Origin of the sequence: Streptomyces sp. NPDC001339, assembly GCF_042895955.1 — a bacterium.
Taxonomy (GTDB): domain Bacteria; phylum Actinomycetota; class Actinomycetes; order Streptomycetales; family Streptomycetaceae; genus Streptomyces.
In genome coordinates this window covers 305,620-320,976 of the sequence record NZ_JBIAWT010000002.1, presented here as the reverse complement: position 1 = coordinate 320,976, position 15,357 = coordinate 305,620, and the positions used below count along the sequence as shown (strand labels likewise).

At 71.2% G+C, this 15,357-nt stretch carries 14 protein-coding genes; 2 read left to right on the top strand and 12 right to left on the bottom strand.

The window, feature by feature from the left end:
* Positions 1-46 precede the first annotated feature (46 nt).
* Both ACFY12_RS06665 and ACFY12_RS06660 read left to right on the top strand, forming a co-directional pair.
* On the top strand, positions 47-862 hold the full coding sequence (locus ACFY12_RS06665; protein WP_390714641.1) for a peptidylprolyl isomerase: 816 nt from the start codon (positions 47-49) through the stop codon (positions 860-862).
* Between the two features lie 259 nt (positions 863-1,121).
* Positions 1,122-2,351: a DUF349 domain-containing protein gene (locus ACFY12_RS06660; protein ID WP_390714640.1), complete on the top strand. Its 1,230-nt coding sequence runs from the start codon at positions 1,122-1,124 to the stop codon at positions 2,349-2,351.
* Between the two features lie 131 nt (positions 2,352-2,482).
* On the opposite strand, the gene ACFY12_RS06655 is transcribed toward ACFY12_RS06660, so the two are convergent.
* The 12 genes from ACFY12_RS06655 to ACFY12_RS06600 all read right to left on the bottom strand — a co-directional run bounded on the left by ACFY12_RS06655 (position 2,483) and on the right by ACFY12_RS06600 (position 15,270).
* Positions 2,483-5,125: a RelA/SpoT family protein gene (locus ACFY12_RS06655; protein ID WP_390714639.1), complete on the bottom strand. Its 2,643-nt coding sequence runs from the start codon at positions 5,123-5,125 to the stop codon at positions 2,483-2,485.
* A 194-nt stretch (positions 5,126-5,319) separates the two neighbouring features.
* The gene (locus ACFY12_RS06650) at positions 5,320-5,868 is read right to left on the bottom strand and encodes an adenine phosphoribosyltransferase (protein WP_390714638.1); all 549 of its coding nucleotides are present in this window, start codon (positions 5,866-5,868) and stop codon (positions 5,320-5,322) included.
* The gene (secF, locus tag ACFY12_RS06645; RefSeq protein WP_390714637.1) at positions 5,865-6,995 is read right to left on the bottom strand and encodes a protein translocase subunit SecF; all 1,131 of its coding nucleotides are present in this window, start codon (positions 6,993-6,995) and stop codon (positions 5,865-5,867) included. The genes ACFY12_RS06650 and secF overlap by 4 nt, the downstream gene beginning before the upstream one ends.
* 1 nt (position 6,996) lies before the next feature.
* Complete coding sequence (gene secD / locus ACFY12_RS06640; RefSeq protein ID WP_390714636.1) at positions 6,997-8,808, bottom strand: protein translocase subunit SecD; 1,812 nt, start codon at positions 8,806-8,808, stop codon at positions 6,997-6,999.
* 149 nt (positions 8,809-8,957) lie between these two features.
* Complete coding sequence (gene yajC, locus ACFY12_RS06635) at positions 8,958-9,482, bottom strand: preprotein translocase subunit YajC (protein ID WP_390714635.1); 525 nt, start codon at positions 9,480-9,482, stop codon at positions 8,958-8,960.
* A gap of 132 nt (positions 9,483-9,614) precedes the next feature.
* On the bottom strand, positions 9,615-10,703 hold the full coding sequence (gene ruvB / locus ACFY12_RS06630) for a Holliday junction branch migration DNA helicase RuvB (RefSeq protein ID WP_390714634.1): 1,089 nt from the start codon (positions 10,701-10,703) through the stop codon (positions 9,615-9,617).
* A gap of 127 nt (positions 10,704-10,830) precedes the next feature.
* A complete protein-coding gene (gene ruvA, locus ACFY12_RS06625) occupies positions 10,831-11,451 on the bottom strand; it encodes a Holliday junction branch migration protein RuvA (RefSeq protein WP_390714633.1) in 621 nt (206 codons plus the stop codon).
* Positions 11,448-11,999: a crossover junction endodeoxyribonuclease RuvC gene (gene ruvC, locus ACFY12_RS06620; RefSeq protein ID WP_390714632.1), complete on the bottom strand. Its 552-nt coding sequence runs from the start codon at positions 11,997-11,999 to the stop codon at positions 11,448-11,450. Before ruvC ends, ruvA begins: the two co-directional genes overlap by 4 nt.
* A gap of 196 nt (positions 12,000-12,195) precedes the next feature.
* Complete coding sequence (locus ACFY12_RS06615) at positions 12,196-12,948, bottom strand: YebC/PmpR family DNA-binding transcriptional regulator (RefSeq protein WP_390714631.1); 753 nt, start codon at positions 12,946-12,948, stop codon at positions 12,196-12,198.
* 73 nt (positions 12,949-13,021) lie between these two features.
* Complete coding sequence (pdxT, locus tag ACFY12_RS06610) at positions 13,022-13,642, bottom strand: pyridoxal 5'-phosphate synthase glutaminase subunit PdxT (protein ID WP_390714630.1); 621 nt, start codon at positions 13,640-13,642, stop codon at positions 13,022-13,024.
* Between the two features lie 9 nt (positions 13,643-13,651).
* Complete coding sequence (pdxS, locus tag ACFY12_RS06605) at positions 13,652-14,563, bottom strand: pyridoxal 5'-phosphate synthase lyase subunit PdxS (protein ID WP_390714629.1); 912 nt, start codon at positions 14,561-14,563, stop codon at positions 13,652-13,654.
* Positions 14,564-14,724: 161 nt separating this feature from the next.
* The gene (locus ACFY12_RS06600; protein ID WP_390714628.1) at positions 14,725-15,270 is read right to left on the bottom strand and encodes a hypothetical protein; all 546 of its coding nucleotides are present in this window, start codon (positions 15,268-15,270) and stop codon (positions 14,725-14,727) included.
* Between the last annotated feature and the right edge of the window lie 87 nt (positions 15,271-15,357).

Sequence of the window (15,357 nt, the reverse complement as noted above, 5' to 3'; positions counted from 1 at the left end):
GGCCACGGCGAAGCGACAGACGGACGATCGGACAAGGAGACGACCGGTGGTCAGCAGGGATCAGCGGCGGCGGCAGCTCGCCCGGCAGAAGTTCGAGCGGCAGCGGCAGCGGCGGGCCGAGTCGCGGCGCCAGGCCAGGCGCCGCAACGTGATCATCGCGTCCGCGGTCGCCGTCGCCCTGGCCGCCGGCGCCGCCGCCTACGCCGGCATCGGACTCGCCGGCGACGGTGACGAGCGGACCGACGCGCGGAAGGCGACGGACCCCTGCGGCAAGCCCGCACCGGGCAGCCCGTCGAAGAAGACCTGGAAGAAGGAGCCGGCGATGTCGATCGACACCGAGACCTCCTACTCCGCCACGCTCAGCACGACCTGCGGCACGATCGGCCTGAAGCTGGACCCGGCGAAGGCGCCGCGCACGGTCAACTCCTTCGCCTTCCTGGCCGGTCAGGGCTACTTCGACCACAGCAGGTGCCACCGTCTGGTGGATCAGGGCATTCACGTCCTGCAGTGCGGCGACCCGACGGCCACCGGCAGCGGGACACCCGGCTACACGATCCCGGACGAGAACCTCAAGGACCCACGGCTCAAGGGCAACGTCTACCCGGCGGGCACGCTCGCGATGGCCAACAGGTACGACGGCAGCGACGAGAAGACCCGCAACACCGGCGGCAGCCAGTTCTTCCTCGTCTTCCAGGACAGCGAGCTGCCCCCGAACTACACGCCGTTCGGCACCATCACCAGCGGGATGGACGTACTGCGCAAGATCGCCGACGCCGGTGCCGCACCGCCGGACCCGCGGACCCGCAACACCCCGCCGAACGCCACCGTCGTGATCGACAAGGCAGCCGTCAAGAAGTCCTGACCTGCCCGGTACGCGGGGCCGGCGGTGTTCGCCCCCGCGTGCGAACCGCGGAATTTCGGTCGTGCTGGATGCGGACAGCCGACCTGCCGGTCGCCTAGATTGGCGTTGTGTAGGGTGCCTGATCCGACGGCTGCCACCCTCACCCGCATAACGGCATAACGGCCCGTCGGACCGGCCAGGGCGCGGCCCTGCCGGACAGAAACTGTGGACGATGCCGGGGGGCCGCACGCCCTCGTCGGCATCATGTGGAGGAGGCGCTGTGAGCAGCGACCCATGGGGCCGCGTCGACGAGACGGGGACCGTGTACGTGCGTACCGCCGACGGCGAGCAGGTCGTCGGATCGTGGCAGGCGGGAACTCCCGAGGAGGCCCTCGCCTACTTCGAGCGCAAGTATGAGGGCCTGGTCGTCGAGATCGGCCTCCTCGAGCGCCGGGTCAGGACCACCGACCTGTCGGCGAAGGACGCCGCGACCGCGATCGACCATCTGCGCCAGCAGGTCGACGAGCACCACGCGGTCGGCGACCTGGACGCGCTGAGGAAGCGGCTGGACGCGCTTGTCGCGACCGTCGACGCGCGCCGCGAGGAGCGCAGGGCGCAGAAGGCCAAGCAGACCGACGAGGCCCGGCAGGCCAAGGAGAAGCTGGTCGCCGAGGCCGAGGAGCTGGCGGCCAGTGAGCAGTGGCGGTCGGCCGGCGAACGGCTGCGGGCCCTGGTCGACACCTGGAAGGGCCTGCCGCGGCTGGACCGCAAGACGGACGACGAGCTGTGGCACCGCTTCTCGCACGCCCGCTCGGCGTTCTCCAAGCGGCGCAAGGCGCACTTCGCATCGCTGGACGCCCAGCGCGAGGAGTCCCGCAAGGCCAAGGAGAAGCTGGTCGCCGAGGCCGAGTCGCTGTCGCGCTCGACGGACTGGGGCGCCACCGCGGCGCGCTACCGCGAGCTGATGGCGGACTGGAAGGCCGCGGGCCGCGCCCAGCGCGAGCACGAGGACGACCTGTGGAACCGCTTCCGCAGCGCCCAGGACGTCTTCTTCCAGGCGCGCGGCGAGGTCTTCGCGGAGCGCGACGCCGAGCAGCGGGAGAACCTCACCCGCAAGGAGGAGCTGGCCGTCGAGGCCGAGAAGCTCCTCCCGGTCACGGACCTGAAGGCCGCACGGGCCGCGTTCCGGTCGATCAACGAGCGGTGGGAGGCCATCGGCCACGTCCCGCGGGACGCCCGCCCCAAGATCGAGGGCCGGATGCACGCCGTCGAGCGCGCCATCCAGGAGGCCGAGGAGTCCGAGTGGCGGCGTACCAACCCTGAGGCGCGGGCCCGCGCCGCGGGGCTGACCGGCCAGCTCCAGGACGCCGTCGACAAGCTGCGGAAGCAGATCGACGCGGCCCGGGCGGCCGGCAACGACGCCAAGGCCGACAAGCTCGGCCGGGAGCTGGAGGGCCGCAAGGCGCTGCTGGACCAGGCGCTCAAGGGCCTTGAGGAGTTCGGCGGCTGACTTTTGCGGCTAAACCGCCGCCGCTCTCGCGGAGGTGGTTTCTCGCCGTAGGGGTTCCTCAATTAATGGCTGAGGTGCCAGACGAGGAGGGCCCGGTACGAAGCTCATACCGGGCCCTCTTTCGTATGTGCTCAGGGCCGGCGGGCCGACGTGACCCGGTACACGTCGTACACGCCCTCCACGCCCCGTACCGCCTTCAGGACGTGCCCCAGATGCTTCGGGTCGCCCATCTCGAAGGTGAAGCGGGAGGTGGCGACGCGGTCGCGGGAGGTCTGGACGGCCGCCGACAGGATGTTGACGTGCTGGTCGGAGAGGACCCGGGTGACATCGGAGAGGAGCCGGGAGCGGTCCAGGGCCTCGACCTGGATGGCGACCAGGAACACCGAGGACTGGGTGGGCGCCCATTCGACGTCCAGGATCCGCTCCGGCTGCCGGGACAGCGAGTCGACGTTGACGCAGTCGGCGCGGTGCACCGAGACGCCGCTGCCGCGGGTGACGAAGCCGATGATCGGGTCCCCCGGCACCGGCGTACAGCAGCGGGCCAGCTTGACCCAGACGTCGTCGACACCCTTGACGACCACACCGGGGTCCGCGCTGGAGCGGCGCTTGGAGCGCGGCCGGATCGGGGTGGATTCGGCGATGTCCTCGGTGGCCTCGTCCTGGCCGCCGAGCGCCTGCACCAGCTTCTGGACGACGCCCTGCGCCGCGACATGGCCCTCGCCGATGGCCGCGTAGAGGGAGGAGATGTCGGGGTAGCGCATCTCGTGCGCGAGGGTGACCAGGGAGTCGCCGGTCAGGATCCGCTGGATGGGCAGGTTCTGCTTGCGCATGGCCCGCGCGATGGCGTCCTTGCCCTGCTCGATCGCCTCGTCGCGGCGCTCCTTGGAGAACCAGCCGCGGATCTTGTTGCGGGCGCGCGGGGACTTGACGAAGCCGAGCCAGTCGCGGGACGGTCCGGCGCCCGGCGCCTTGGAGGTGAAGACCTCCACCAAGTCGCCGTTGTCCAGGGTCGATTCGAGCGGTACGAGCCGTCCGTTGACCCGGGCGCCTATCGTGCGGTGGCCGACCTCGGTGTGCACCGCGTACGCGAAGTCGACGGGGGTGGCGCCGGCCGGCAGCGCTATCACATCGCCCTTCGGCGTGAAGACGAAGACCTCGTTGCGGGACAGGTCGAAGCGGAGCGACTCCAGGAACTCGCCCGGGTCCTCGGTCTCCTTCTGCCAGTCGAGCAACTGCCGCAGCCAGGCCATGTCGTTGACGGCGGCGCTGTCCTTGCCGGCCTTGCCGGCGGCGGACTTCGGCACATCCGTACGGATCTTGGAGGCGCCGGCCACCGCCTCCTGCTTGTACTTCCAGTGGGCGGCGATGCCGTACTCGGCCCGGCGGTGCATGTCGAAGGTGCGGATCTGGAGTTCGACCGGCTTGCCGTTGGGCCCGATGACCGTCGTGTGCAGCGACTGGTACATGTTGAACTTCGGCATCGCGATGTAGTCCTTGAACCGGCCGGGGACCGGGTTCCACCGCGCGTGGATGGTGCCGAGGGCGGCGTAGCAGTCGCGGACCGTGTCGACGAGGACGCGGATGCCCACCAGGTCGTAGATCTCGGCGAAGTCGCGGCCGCGCACGATCATCTTCTGGTAGACGCTGTAGTAGTGCTTCGGACGGCCGGTGACGGTGGCCTTGATACGGGCGGCGCGCAGATCGGCCTGGACCTCGTCGGTCACTATCGCCAGGTACTCGTCCCGCTTGGGCGCCCGCTCGGCGACCAGCCGCACGATCTCGTCGTACATCTTGGGGTAGAGGATCGCGAAGGCGAGGTCCTCCAGCTCCCACTTGATGGTGTTCATGCCCAGCCGGTGGGCGAGCGGAGCGTAGATCTCCAGGGTCTCGCGGGCCTTCTTCTCCTGCTTCTCCCGCTTGAGGTAGCGCATCGTGCGCATGTTGTGCAGGCGGTCGGCGAGCTTGATCACCAGGACGCGGGGGTCCTTGGCCATGGCGACGACCATCTTGCGGACCGTCTCGGCCTGCGCGGCCTCACCGAACTTGACCTTGTCGAGCTTGGTGACGCCGTCGACGAGGAGGGCGACCTGGTCGCCGAAGTCGCGGCGCAGCTGCTCCAGGCCGTACTCGGTGTCCTCGACGGTGTCGTGCAGCAGCCCCGCCATCAGCGTGGCCGGGTCCATGCCCAGCTCGGCGAGGATGGTGGTGACCGCGAGCGGGTGGGTGATGTACGGGTCGCCGCTCTTGCGCTTCTGGCCGCGGTGCCAGCGCTCGGCGACCTGGTAGGCCCGCTCGACCTGGCGCAGCGTCGCGGTCTCGATCTTGGGGTCGTTGCCGCGGACGGCCCGCAGCAGCGGCTCCAGGACCGGGTTGTACGGGCTGGAGCGCTGCACGCCCAGCCGGGCGAGGCGGGCCCGTACCCGGTTGGGGGAGCCGGAGCGGCCGGCGGGAGCCGGCGGCAGCGGTCGGGGTGCGGCGGGCTGGTCGGCCTTGGCGGGCGGCTTGGGCGCGCGGGCCGGGGCGGCAGCGGGCCGGGACGAGGCGGAGGCGGGCCCTGGTGCGGGCGCCTGACGGGACCGGTCGCCGGAGGCCGGGGGCGCGGCGGGCGCCGTGGCCGGCGGCGGGGGCGGGTCCGTCCGGCCGGACCCGCCGTTCCGCTCGGGCCCGGGCGCGGGCGAGGACGCCGCGTTCGCCGGCTTCGGCTGGTCCGGGCGCGTGGCATCGGACCCCGTCGGACGCAGTCCGGGGGAGAGCGGCTGGGCCTCGTCTGGCAAGAGCACTCCTCAAGCGGTTCCGGACCCCAGGACCTCGAACGGGCCGGGATGCCATGGTATCGACCTTGCGGCCGCGGCTGCCGCGCGGCCATGGACCGTACATGACACAGCAGCAGGGGCACCCGGATCGTTCCGGATGCCCCTGCTGCGACGAGGGTGCGTACAGGCGGGCCGGACCCGGGCCGGGCTGCGCCTCAGACCGTGATCAGGGCCTCCAGCGGAGCGCCCGCCAGCCCCGGCTCCAGCCGCTGCCGGCCGTCCAGGAAACCCAGCTCCAGCAGCACCGCCAGGCCGGCGACCTCGGCGCCCGCCCGCCGGATGAGCTGCACCGACGCATCGGCCGTGCCGCCGGTGGCCAGGACGTCGTCGATCACCAGGACCCGGTCGCCCGGGCCCAGCGCGTCGGCGTGGATCTCGATCTCGGCGGTGCCGTACTCCAGCTCGTACGCCTGGCCGAGCGTGGCGCCGGGCAGCTTGCCGGCCTTGCGTACGGGCACGAAGCCGATACCGGCACGGACCGCGACCGGGGCGGCGAGTATGAAGCCGCGCGCCTCCAGGCCGACGACCTTGTCCGCGCGGTGGCGCGCACACAGCTCGGCGAAGGCGTCGGTGAGCGCGCCGAACGCGGCCGGGTCGGCCAGCAGCGGCGTGATGTCCTTGAACATCACCCCCGGCTTGGGATAGTCGGGGACATCGGCGATCCGGCTGAGCAGCTGCTCCCGCAGGGCAGCCGGGGCGCTCATCGGCGCTTGCCCGACGTACGGCCGCGTCCGCGGGGGCGGGCGGCGGGCTGCCGGCGCTGGCCGACGACCGCGGTGCCGGCCTCGGCACCGTCCTCGGCGTCCTCGGCCTCCTCCGTGCCCGGTACGTCCTCGGACTCCTGGCTCGCGGCCTTGGCAGCGGCCGCGGCGCGCTTCGCCTTCACCCGCTTGGCCAGCGCCTTCATCTCCGGCTCGCTGCTCTTGAAGTCGGCCACCAGCGGGGTGGCGATGAAGATCGACGAGTAGGCACCGGCGGCGAGACCCACGAACAGGGCCAGCGAGATGTCGTTGAGCATGCCCGCGCCCAGCACACCGCCACCGACGAACAGCAGACCGGCGACCGGGAGCAGTGCCACGACCGTGGTGTTGATCGACCGCACCAGGGTGCCGTTGATCGAACGGTTGGCGATCTCGGCGTAGGTGAAGCGGGACTGCTTGGTGATGTCCTTCGAGGATTCCTTCAGGCTGTCGAAGACGACGACCGTGTCGTACAGCGAGTAGCCGAGGATCGTCAGCAGACCGATGACCGTGCCCGGGGTGACCTCGAAGCCGACCAGGGCGTAGACGCCGACCGTGATCGTGAGGTCGTGGATCAGCGCGATCAGCGCGGCCAGCGCCATGCGCCATTCGAAGGCGATGGCCAGGTAGAGCACCACGAGGACCATGAAGATCCCCAGGCCCAGCCAGGCCTTGTTGGCGATCTGCTCACCCCAACTCGGGCCGACCAGCTGGGTGTTGACGTCCTTGGCCGGGACCTTCAGCTGCTTGGCGAGCTCCTCCTGGACCGGCACCGCCTGCTTGGTGTCGAGATCGGAGATCTGGATGCGCAGCGCGCCGTCGCCGAGCTGCTGGACCATCGCCTGATGGCCGCCGGCCGCCGACTCGGCGTACTCCTGCGCCTGGGACGTGGACACCGAGGTCTTCGGGGTGGTGAAGACCGCACCGCCGGAGAACTCGATGCCCATGTTCAGGCTGCGCACCGCCAGGCCGACGATGGCCGTGATGGTGATGAGAATCGAGATGCCGTACCAGATCTTCCGCTTGCCGATGAAGTCGTAGCCGACCTCACCGCGGTAGAGCCGGGCGCCGAGGTTTCCGAGCTTGGACATCTCACGCCTCCTTCGTCTGGGTGGGGGCGGTGCGACGACGGCGCAGCGGCGGCTTGGCGCCCAGGCGCTTGGGGTCGAGGCCGGACCAGGAGTGTCCGTCGGCGAAGAACTTCCGCCGGGCCAGCAGCGTCATCAGGGGCTTGGTGAACAGGAAGACCACGACGACGTCGAGGAGCGTGGTCAGGCCGAGCGTGAACGCGAAGCCCTGCACCTTGCCGACGGTGACGATGAACAGCACCGCCGCGGCCAGGAACGACACGAAGTCGGAGACCAGGATCGTCCGGCGGGCCCGCGGCCAGCCGCGCTCGACGGCCGGGCGCAGCGTGCGTCCTTCGCGGATCTCGTCCCGGATGCGTTCGAAGTAGACGATGAACGAGTCGGCGGTGATACCGATGGCGACGATGGCGCCGCAGACCGCCGGGAGGTTCAGGGCGAACTGGATGGCCGGGCCCAGCAGCGTCATGATCGCGTACGTCAGGATGCCGGAGACGGCGAGGCTCGCCAGCGCGACCAGCGCCAGCCCTCGGTAGTAGGCGACGAGGTAGATCACGACGAGGGCCAGGCCGATGGCGCCGGCGATCAGGCCGCCCTTCAGCTGTTCGCCGCCGAGCGCCGCGGTGACCGTGGTCTCGTCGTCGATCTTGAAGGAGAGCGGCAGGGCGCCGTAGGACAGCATGTTCGCCAGGTCCTCGGCGGTCTGCTGAGTGAAGCCGCCGGAGATGGTGGCGTTGCCGCCGTTGATCCGCTCGTTGACCCGCGGGTCGGAGACGACGTGGCCGTCCAGGACGATCGCGAACTGGTTCTGCGGCTGGGCCTTGGCGGCGAGCTTGCCGGTGATGTCGGCGAACTTCTTGCCGCCCTCGGAGGTGAAGTCCAGCTGGACGATCCAGCCCTGGCCCTGCTGGCTCTCGAAGACCGCCTTGGCACCCTTGACGTCGGTGCCCTCGACGGCGATCGGGCCGAGCACGTACTTCTGCGAGCCGTCCTCGTTGCAGGCCACCACGGGGTCGGACGGCTTGACGCCGGCGGCCTTCTCACTGGCCAGGGCGCGGTTCCGGTCCGTGGAACAGTCCAGCGCGGCCAGCTGCTTCTGGAGGGCCGGCGGGATGTCCGCACCGCCGCCGGGCGGCGGCACCGGGGGGATGGACGGCTTCTGCGAGCCGGACGGGCCGGGCTTGTCGGACGGCGCCTTCTTCAGGGCGGCCGTGGCGGCGCGGCCCTGGGCAGTGGGCGTGGCACTGGGGGTCGCGGAGGCGTTCTTCGCCTCGTCCCCCTCGCTGCCCTTCGCCTTGTCGTCCTTCTTGTCGCCGCTCTTGGCCTTGGCGTCCTTGTCCTTGTCGCCCTTGCCGCTCTTGGCCTTCGCGTCCTTCGAGGCGCCGGGCGCCGGCTCGGGGCTCTTGGTACCGACGGTCGTGGTCAGCACCGGGCGGAAGCCGAGCTGGGCGGTCGTGCCGACCTGCTGGCGAGCCTGCTTCGCGTCCGTCCCCCGCGGGATGTTCACGATGATGTGGTTCGTGCCCTGGGTCTGGACCTCGGCCTCGGACACACCCAGACCGTTGACCCGCCGCTCCATGATCCCGGCCGCGGTCTTCATGTTGGTCTCGTTGATCGCGTTGGGCTTGCCCGGCGTGTTCTGGGCCTGGAGCGTGAAGCTCGTACCGCCCGCCAGGTCGATGCCCAGGCGGGGGGTCAGCGTGCCGGAGACGAACATCCCTCCGATCAGCCCCACCATCACGATCAGGATCAGGACCAATGTGCGGCCCGGATGCCCTTGGCCCGCGGGCGCCCTGCGGCCCTTCTTCGGTGCTGCCACCTTCTCGTTTCTCCCTGTCCAACCGCCTCGGCCCGGGGTGATCGGCCGGGCGGCCACGAATGTTGTGGGGACTGCCCCCGCCGGAGCCTAAACCGTCCCGGAACCGCGGTGCACGACACGACGCGTGCTCCGCGGTTCCGTGGGATGGATTACTTCGCGTCGCCGCCGGTCTTCTTCTCGTCCGCGGCAGCGGCCTTGTCGGCGTCCTTGGCGTCCCCGGTGTCCTTGCTGTCCCCGGTGTCCTTGCCCGGCTCGCCCTCGGTCTTGCCGAGGTCGATCTTGTCGCCCGCGCCGGCGCCCTCGCCGGTCAGCGACGAGGCGTCGTCCGGGACGACCGGCTCGGCGCCCTGCACGGCCTCGGCACCGTCCAGGATGCGGTTGTACTCCTCGTCCGCGAGCACCGCGCCGATGGCGTTCTTGGCGTAGAGGGCGTGCACGCCGGGGGCGACCTCGAGGAGGACGGTGTCGTCGTGGACCTCCTTGACGGTGGCGTACATGCCGCCGATGGTCCGCACGCCGGCGCCCGGCTGCATCTCGTTGCGCATTGCCGCGGCCGCCTGCTGCTTCTTCTTGGCGGACCGCGTCATCAGGAACATGGCCCCGATGAGGACGATGAACGGGAGGAGGGTCACGAGTTGTTTCACGGGACGGAGATCCTTCACACGACCGCGCATCCGCGGCCTCATATACGGGGGTGGGTATGCCGACCGCTACGGACGGCATCGGCGGAGTCTAAGCGAGTCCCCACCAGTGGAACAACGCACAGCATCGCACCGCAGTTCCTGCCCGGGCGAGTCCCCGCGCCGTCAGGGGCCGAACAGGCCCTGCTGCCCGCCGCCGCCCGCCGGGGGCTGCGGCGGGACCAGGCCCATATGCGTCCAGGCGGCCGGCGTCGCGATCCGGCCCCTGGGGGTCCTGGCCAGCAGTCCCTCCCGTACGAGGAACGGCTCGGCGACCTCCTCGACCGTCTCGCGCTCCTCCCCCACCGCGACCGCGAGGGTGGACAGGCCCACCGGCCCGCCGCCGAACAGCTTCAGCAGCGCCGTGAGCACGGCGCGGTCGAGGCGGTCCAGCCCGCGGGCGTCGACCTCGTAGACGCCCAGGGCCTGGGAGGCGATCTCGCGGGTGATCAGGCCGTCGGCCTTGACCTGGGCGTAGTCGCGGACGCGGCGCAGCAGGCGGTTGGCGATACGGGGGGTGCCGCGGGAGCGGCCGGCGATCTCGGCGGCGCCGTCGGCCTCTATCTCCACGTCCAGCAGTCCGGCCGAGCGGTGGATGACCCGCTGGAGCTCGGCGGGGGCGTAGAACTCCATATGGGCGGTGAAGCCGAAGCGGTCGCGCAGCGGGGGCGGCAGCAGTCCGGCCCTGGTCGTGGCGCCGACCAGGGTGAACGGTGGGAGTTCGAGCGGGATGGCGGTGGCGCCCGGGCCCTTGCCGACGATCACGTCGACGCGGAAGTCCTCCATCGCCATGTAGAGCATCTCCTCGGCCGGCCGGGACATCCGGTGGATCTCGTCGAGGAAGAGGACCTCGCCCTCCTGGAGGGAGGAGAGGATCGCGGCGAGGTCGCCGGCGTGCTGGATGGCGGGGCCTGAGGTGATCCGGATCGGGGCGCCCATCTCGGCGGCGATGATCATCGAGAGGGTGGTCTTGCCGAGGCCCGGCGCGCCGGACAGCAGGACGTGATCGGCGGTGGCGCCGCGGGCCCGGGCGGCGCGCAGCACCAGGTCGAGCTGCTCACGCACCCGCTCCTGGCCCACGAACTCGGCGAGATCCTTGGGCCGCAGCGCGGCCTCGACGGCGGTGTCCTCACCGTCCGCGGCGGCGCCGACCAGCCGGTCGGGGCCGCCGGGAGCGGCGTCCTCGGTGGGCGGTGCGGTGTCGTCCCAGTTCACTGCGGATTGCCTCGCGGGGTCGGGGCGGCCGGGCCGCCGTCATGGTCGTACGGTCGGGGGCGGTGCGCCCCGCCGGCCGGGCCGGTCATCGCGCGCGGTCGGGGGCGGTGGGCCCAGGTGGCGGCGGTCATCGCGCGCGATTGAGGGTCTGGAGGGCGGCCTTGAGCAACTGCGGCACCTGGGGTGCGCCGCCCGCGGCGAGGGCCGCCTCGGCCTGCGGGGTGACCGCGGCGACCGCCTCGTCCGCCTCGCGGGTGGCGTAGCCCAGCCCGATCAGGGCGGCCTGCAGCTGATCGCGCCAGCCGGCTGTGACGGCGCTGCCGACGCCCGCGCGGCCGCCGCCCACCGGCTCGCCGAGCCGGTCCTTGAGCTCCAGCAGCAGCTTCTGGGCGCCCTTCTTGCCGATGCCGGGCACGGCGGTGAGGGCCTTCTCGTCGCCGGTTGCGACCGCCAGCCGGAGCGCGTCCGGGGAGTGCACCGCGAGCATCGCCTGGGCGAGCCGGGGGCCGACGCCACTGGCGGTCTGCAGCAGCTCGAAGGTCTGCCGTTCGTCGTCGTCCGCGAAGCCGTAGAGCGTCAACGAGTCCTCACGGACGACGAGGGAGGTGGCGAGCTTGGCCTGCTGTCCGACGCGCAGCGCGGAGAGCGTGTTCGGCGTGCACTGCACGGCCATGCCGACCCCGCCGACCTCGACCACGGCGGTATCGGGAGCCAGGGCCGCGACCGGGCCGGAGACAAAGGCGATCATCGGGTGCCCTTCAGCGTACGGACGGGAGCGGAGGTGCGGCGGGCGGCGGCCTGCGCCTGCTGGAGGCGGTTGACCGCGGGGGCGCGCCAGATGTGGCAGATGGCGAGGGCGAGGGCGTCGGCGGCGTCCGCCGGCTTCGGCGGTGCGCTGAGCCGGAGCAGGCGCGTGACCATCGCGCCGACCTGGGCCTTGTCGGCCCGGCCGGAGCCCGTGACGGCGGCCTTGACCTCGCTGGGGGTGTGCAGGGCGACCGGCAGTCCGCGGCGGGCGGCGCAGAGCATGGCGACCGCACTGGCCTGGGCGGTGCCCATGACCGTACGGACGTTGTGCTGGCTGAACACCCGCTCCACGGCGACGTATTCGGGGCGGTGGGCGTCCAGCCACTCGTCGATGCCGCGCTCGATGAGGACGAGGCGGTGGGCGATGTCGGCGTCCGCGGGCGTGCGGACGACCCCGACGCCGGCCATCGTCAGCGGGCGGCCGGCCACCCCCTCGACCACGCCGACGCCGCAGCGCGTCAGCCCCGGGTCCACCCCGAGCACCTTCACGGGCGCCCCTCCCCTCTCTGCGGCTAAACCGCCGCCGCTCTCGCGGACGTGGTCAATCGCCGTCGGGGTACCTCAATTGATGGTTGCGGCCCGTAGCGGCGATTTGATGTCCTTGCGAGGCTATCCGCCGCCACTGACAACGGCAGCGGGCCGGGGGACGTGTCCCACCGGCCCGCTCATACCTGCCCTCAACGGCTCAGGCGTCGACCTTCTCCATGACCGCGTCCGATACGTCGAAGTTGGCGAAGACGTTCTGCACGTCGTCGCTGTCCTCCAGCGCGTCGATCAGCTTGAAGATCTTGCGCGCGCCCTCTTCCTCCAGCTCGACCTGCATGGTCGGCACGAAGTTGGCCTCGGCCGAGTCGTAGTCGATCCCGGCCTCCTGGAGGGCGGTACGGACGGCGACCAGGTCCGTGGCCTCGCTGAGCACCTCGAAGGACTCACCCAGGTCGTTGACCTCCTCGGCACCCGCGTCCAGGACCGCGCCGAGCACATCGTCCTCGGTCAGCTCGCCCTTGGGGACGATCACCACGCCCTTGCGGTTGAAGAGGTACGACACCGAACCCGGGTCGGCCATCGAACCGCCGTTGCGGGTCATGGCGACGCGGACGTCCGAGGCGGCGCGGTTGCGGTTGTCGGTGAGGCACTCGATGAGCACCGCGACACCGTTGGGGCCGTAACCCTCGTACATGATCGTCTCGTAGTCGGCACCACCGGCCTCCAGGCCGGCACCGCGCTTGACCGCGGAGTCGATGTTCTTGTTCGGCACCGACTGCTTCTTCGCCTTCTGGATGGCGTCGAAGAGGGTCGGGTTGCCGTCGATGTCGGCGCCGCCCATACGGGCCGCGACCTCGATGTTCTTGATCAGCTTCGCGAAGAGCTTGCCGCGCTTGGCATCGATCACGGCCTTCTTGTGCTTCGTCGTAGCCCATTTAGAGTGGCCGGACATCCGCCTGTCTCCTTCGCGTCACCAATTTCCGAAACGAACGCCCTCGATCCTACCGGGACCGGATCACCCGGCGTTACTCAGCCGGGGCCGCATCCTGCCCGCGGGCCGCGGCTCTCACCATGTCCACGAACAGGGCGTGCACCCGGTGGTCACCGGTGAGCTCCGGGTGGAAGGAGGTGGCGAGGACGTTACCCTGCCGCACGGCCACCGTGTGACCGTCGTACGTCGCCAGGACCTCGACGCCGCCGCCGACCGACTCGACCCAGGGCGCCCGGATGAAGACGCCCTCGACCGGACCGCCGGAGACGCCGGCGACGTCGATGGCCGCCTCGAAGGACTCGTTCTGCCGCCCGAAGGCGTTACGGCGCACGATCATGTCGATGCCGCCGAGCGTCTCCTGGTCCTCACGGCCGTCCAGCAGCTTGTCCGCGACCATGATCATGCCGGCGCAGGTGCCGTAGACCGGCTTCCCGGCCCGTACGAAGGCGCGCAGCGGCTCCAGCATGCCGAAGACGACCGCCAGCTTGGACATCGTGGTGGACTCGCCGCCCGGTATGACCAGGCCGGAGACCTCGGCCAGTTCCTCGGGACGGCGGACCGGCCGCGCCTGGGCACCGGCGTCCGCGAGCGCCGTGAGGTGCTCGCGGACGTCGCCCTGGAGGGCCAGCACACCGATGGTGGGGGTGCCAGTCATGCTCTTACGTCACCAGCCGCGGTTGGCGTAGCGCTCGGCCTCGGGGAGGGTGTCGCAGTTGATGCCGACCATGGCCTCGCCCAGGTTGCGGGAGACGTCCGCAATGACCTTCGGGTCGTCGTAGAAGGTGGTGGCCTTCACGATCGCCGCGGCGCGCTTGGCCGGGTCACCCGACTTGAAGATGCCGGAGCCGACGAACACGCCCTCGGCACCGAGCTGACGCATCAGCGCGGCGTCGGCCGGGGTGGCCACACCGCCGGCGGAGAACAGCACGACCGGCAGCTTGCCGAGCTCGGCGACCTCCTTGACCAGCTCGTACGGGGCGCGCAGTTCCTTGGCGGCGGCGAACAGCTCGTTGTGGTCGCAGCCGCGCAGCTTGGCGATCTCGCCCTTGATCTGGCGCAGGTGACGGACCGCCTCGACGACGTTGCCGGTACCGGCCTCGCCCTTCGAGCGGATCATGGCCGCGCCCTCGGCGATCCGGCGCAGCGCCTCGCCCAGGTTGGTGGCGCCGCAGACGAAGGGGGTGGTGAAGGCCCACTTGTCGGAGTGGTTGACCTCGTCGGCGGGGGTGAGGACCTCGGACTCGTCGATGTAGTCGACACCGAGCGACTGGAGGACCTGGGCCTCGACGAAGTGGCCGATGCGGGACTTGGCCATGACCGGGATGGAGACGGCGTTGATGATGCCGTCGATCATGTCGGGGTCGGACATACGGGCCACGCCGCCGTCCTTGCGGATGTCGGCGGGGACCCGCTCCAGGGCCATGACGGCGACGGCGCCCGCGTCCTCGGCGATCTTCGCCTCTTCCGGCGTGACGACGTCCATGATCACGCCGCCCTTGAGCTGTTCGGCCATACCGCGCTTGACGCGGGCGGTTCCGGTCTCGGGGTGCTGGGGCGTGGTGGGCGTGCTGGACACGGTTAGACCTCACTCGATGCGGGGTGGTTGTGCGTGGCGCCCAGCCAACCGGTTGCCGGGTGTCCGCGGAAAGGGCCAATTTGCGGCCGGTGGATCGTCGGGGCCGGAACGTTGGATCGTCAGGGCGGGGAGGTGGCGGGTTCCCGCCCCGCCGGAGACCGTCAGGCTCCGGCCGTACGGTCGTCCAGCACGGCCGGCGGCTCGTCGTCCATCTCGAAGGCCAGCGGGAACGGCGCGTGCCCGGCGAGCCGGAAGTACCGCACCACCCGGTGGCGGCGGACCGCGCGCGCGGCCCGTACGGCGTCGTTGTGGAAGCGGCGGGCCATCGGGACGCGGCGGACCGCGGCGGTGAGTTCGGTGACCGTGCGCTCACCGCCCGGTGCCTCCCGTACGGCCTCCAGCTGCGCCTCCTCCGCGAAGATGGCCCGCAGGGCCTGGCTCAGCTCGCTCTCCGCGACCTCACGTTGGTCCTCCTCGGCCTGCCGGGCCTCGTGCGCGGCCTGGTAGAGGACGATCGAGGCGGCCGGGTCCAGGACGCCCGACGTACCGATCTCCTGCGCGACGGAGGCCCGCCGCAGGAGCTGGGCGTCGAGGGCCGCCCTGGCCGCGTCGATGCGGGCGTGCAGCCGGTCCAGGCGGCCTGCGGTCCAGCCGAGGTAGAGGCCGATGAGGATGAGGGCGGTGGCGAGGGAGAGGAACGTGGTCACGCGGAGGAACGCTACCGGTCCGCTGCGCTTGTCTTGCTTCCCACGTTGTCGGCTGCGGCGCCGTACCTTCCGTTTCGCCGCTGGCCC

Coding starts and splice junctions, on each gene's coding strand:
- secF (WP_390714637.1), bottom strand. CDS start 6,995: ATGTCCAAGCTCGGAAACCTCGGCGCCCGGCTCTACCGCGGTGAGGTC.
- ACFY12_RS06615 (WP_390714631.1), bottom strand. CDS start 12,948: ATGTCCGGCCACTCTAAATGGGCTACGACGAAGCACAAGAAGGCCGTG.
- pdxT (WP_390714630.1), bottom strand. CDS start 13,642: ATGACTGGCACCCCCACCATCGGTGTGCTGGCCCTCCAGGGCGACGTC.
- ACFY12_RS06650 (WP_390714638.1), bottom strand. CDS start 5,868: ATGAGCGCCCCGGCTGCCCTGCGGGAGCAGCTGCTCAGCCGGATCGCC.
- yajC (WP_390714635.1), bottom strand. CDS start 9,482: ATGCGCGGTCGTGTGAAGGATCTCCGTCCCGTGAAACAACTCGTGACC.
- ruvA (WP_390714633.1), bottom strand. CDS start 11,451: ATGATCGCCTTTGTCTCCGGCCCGGTCGCGGCCCTGGCTCCCGATACC.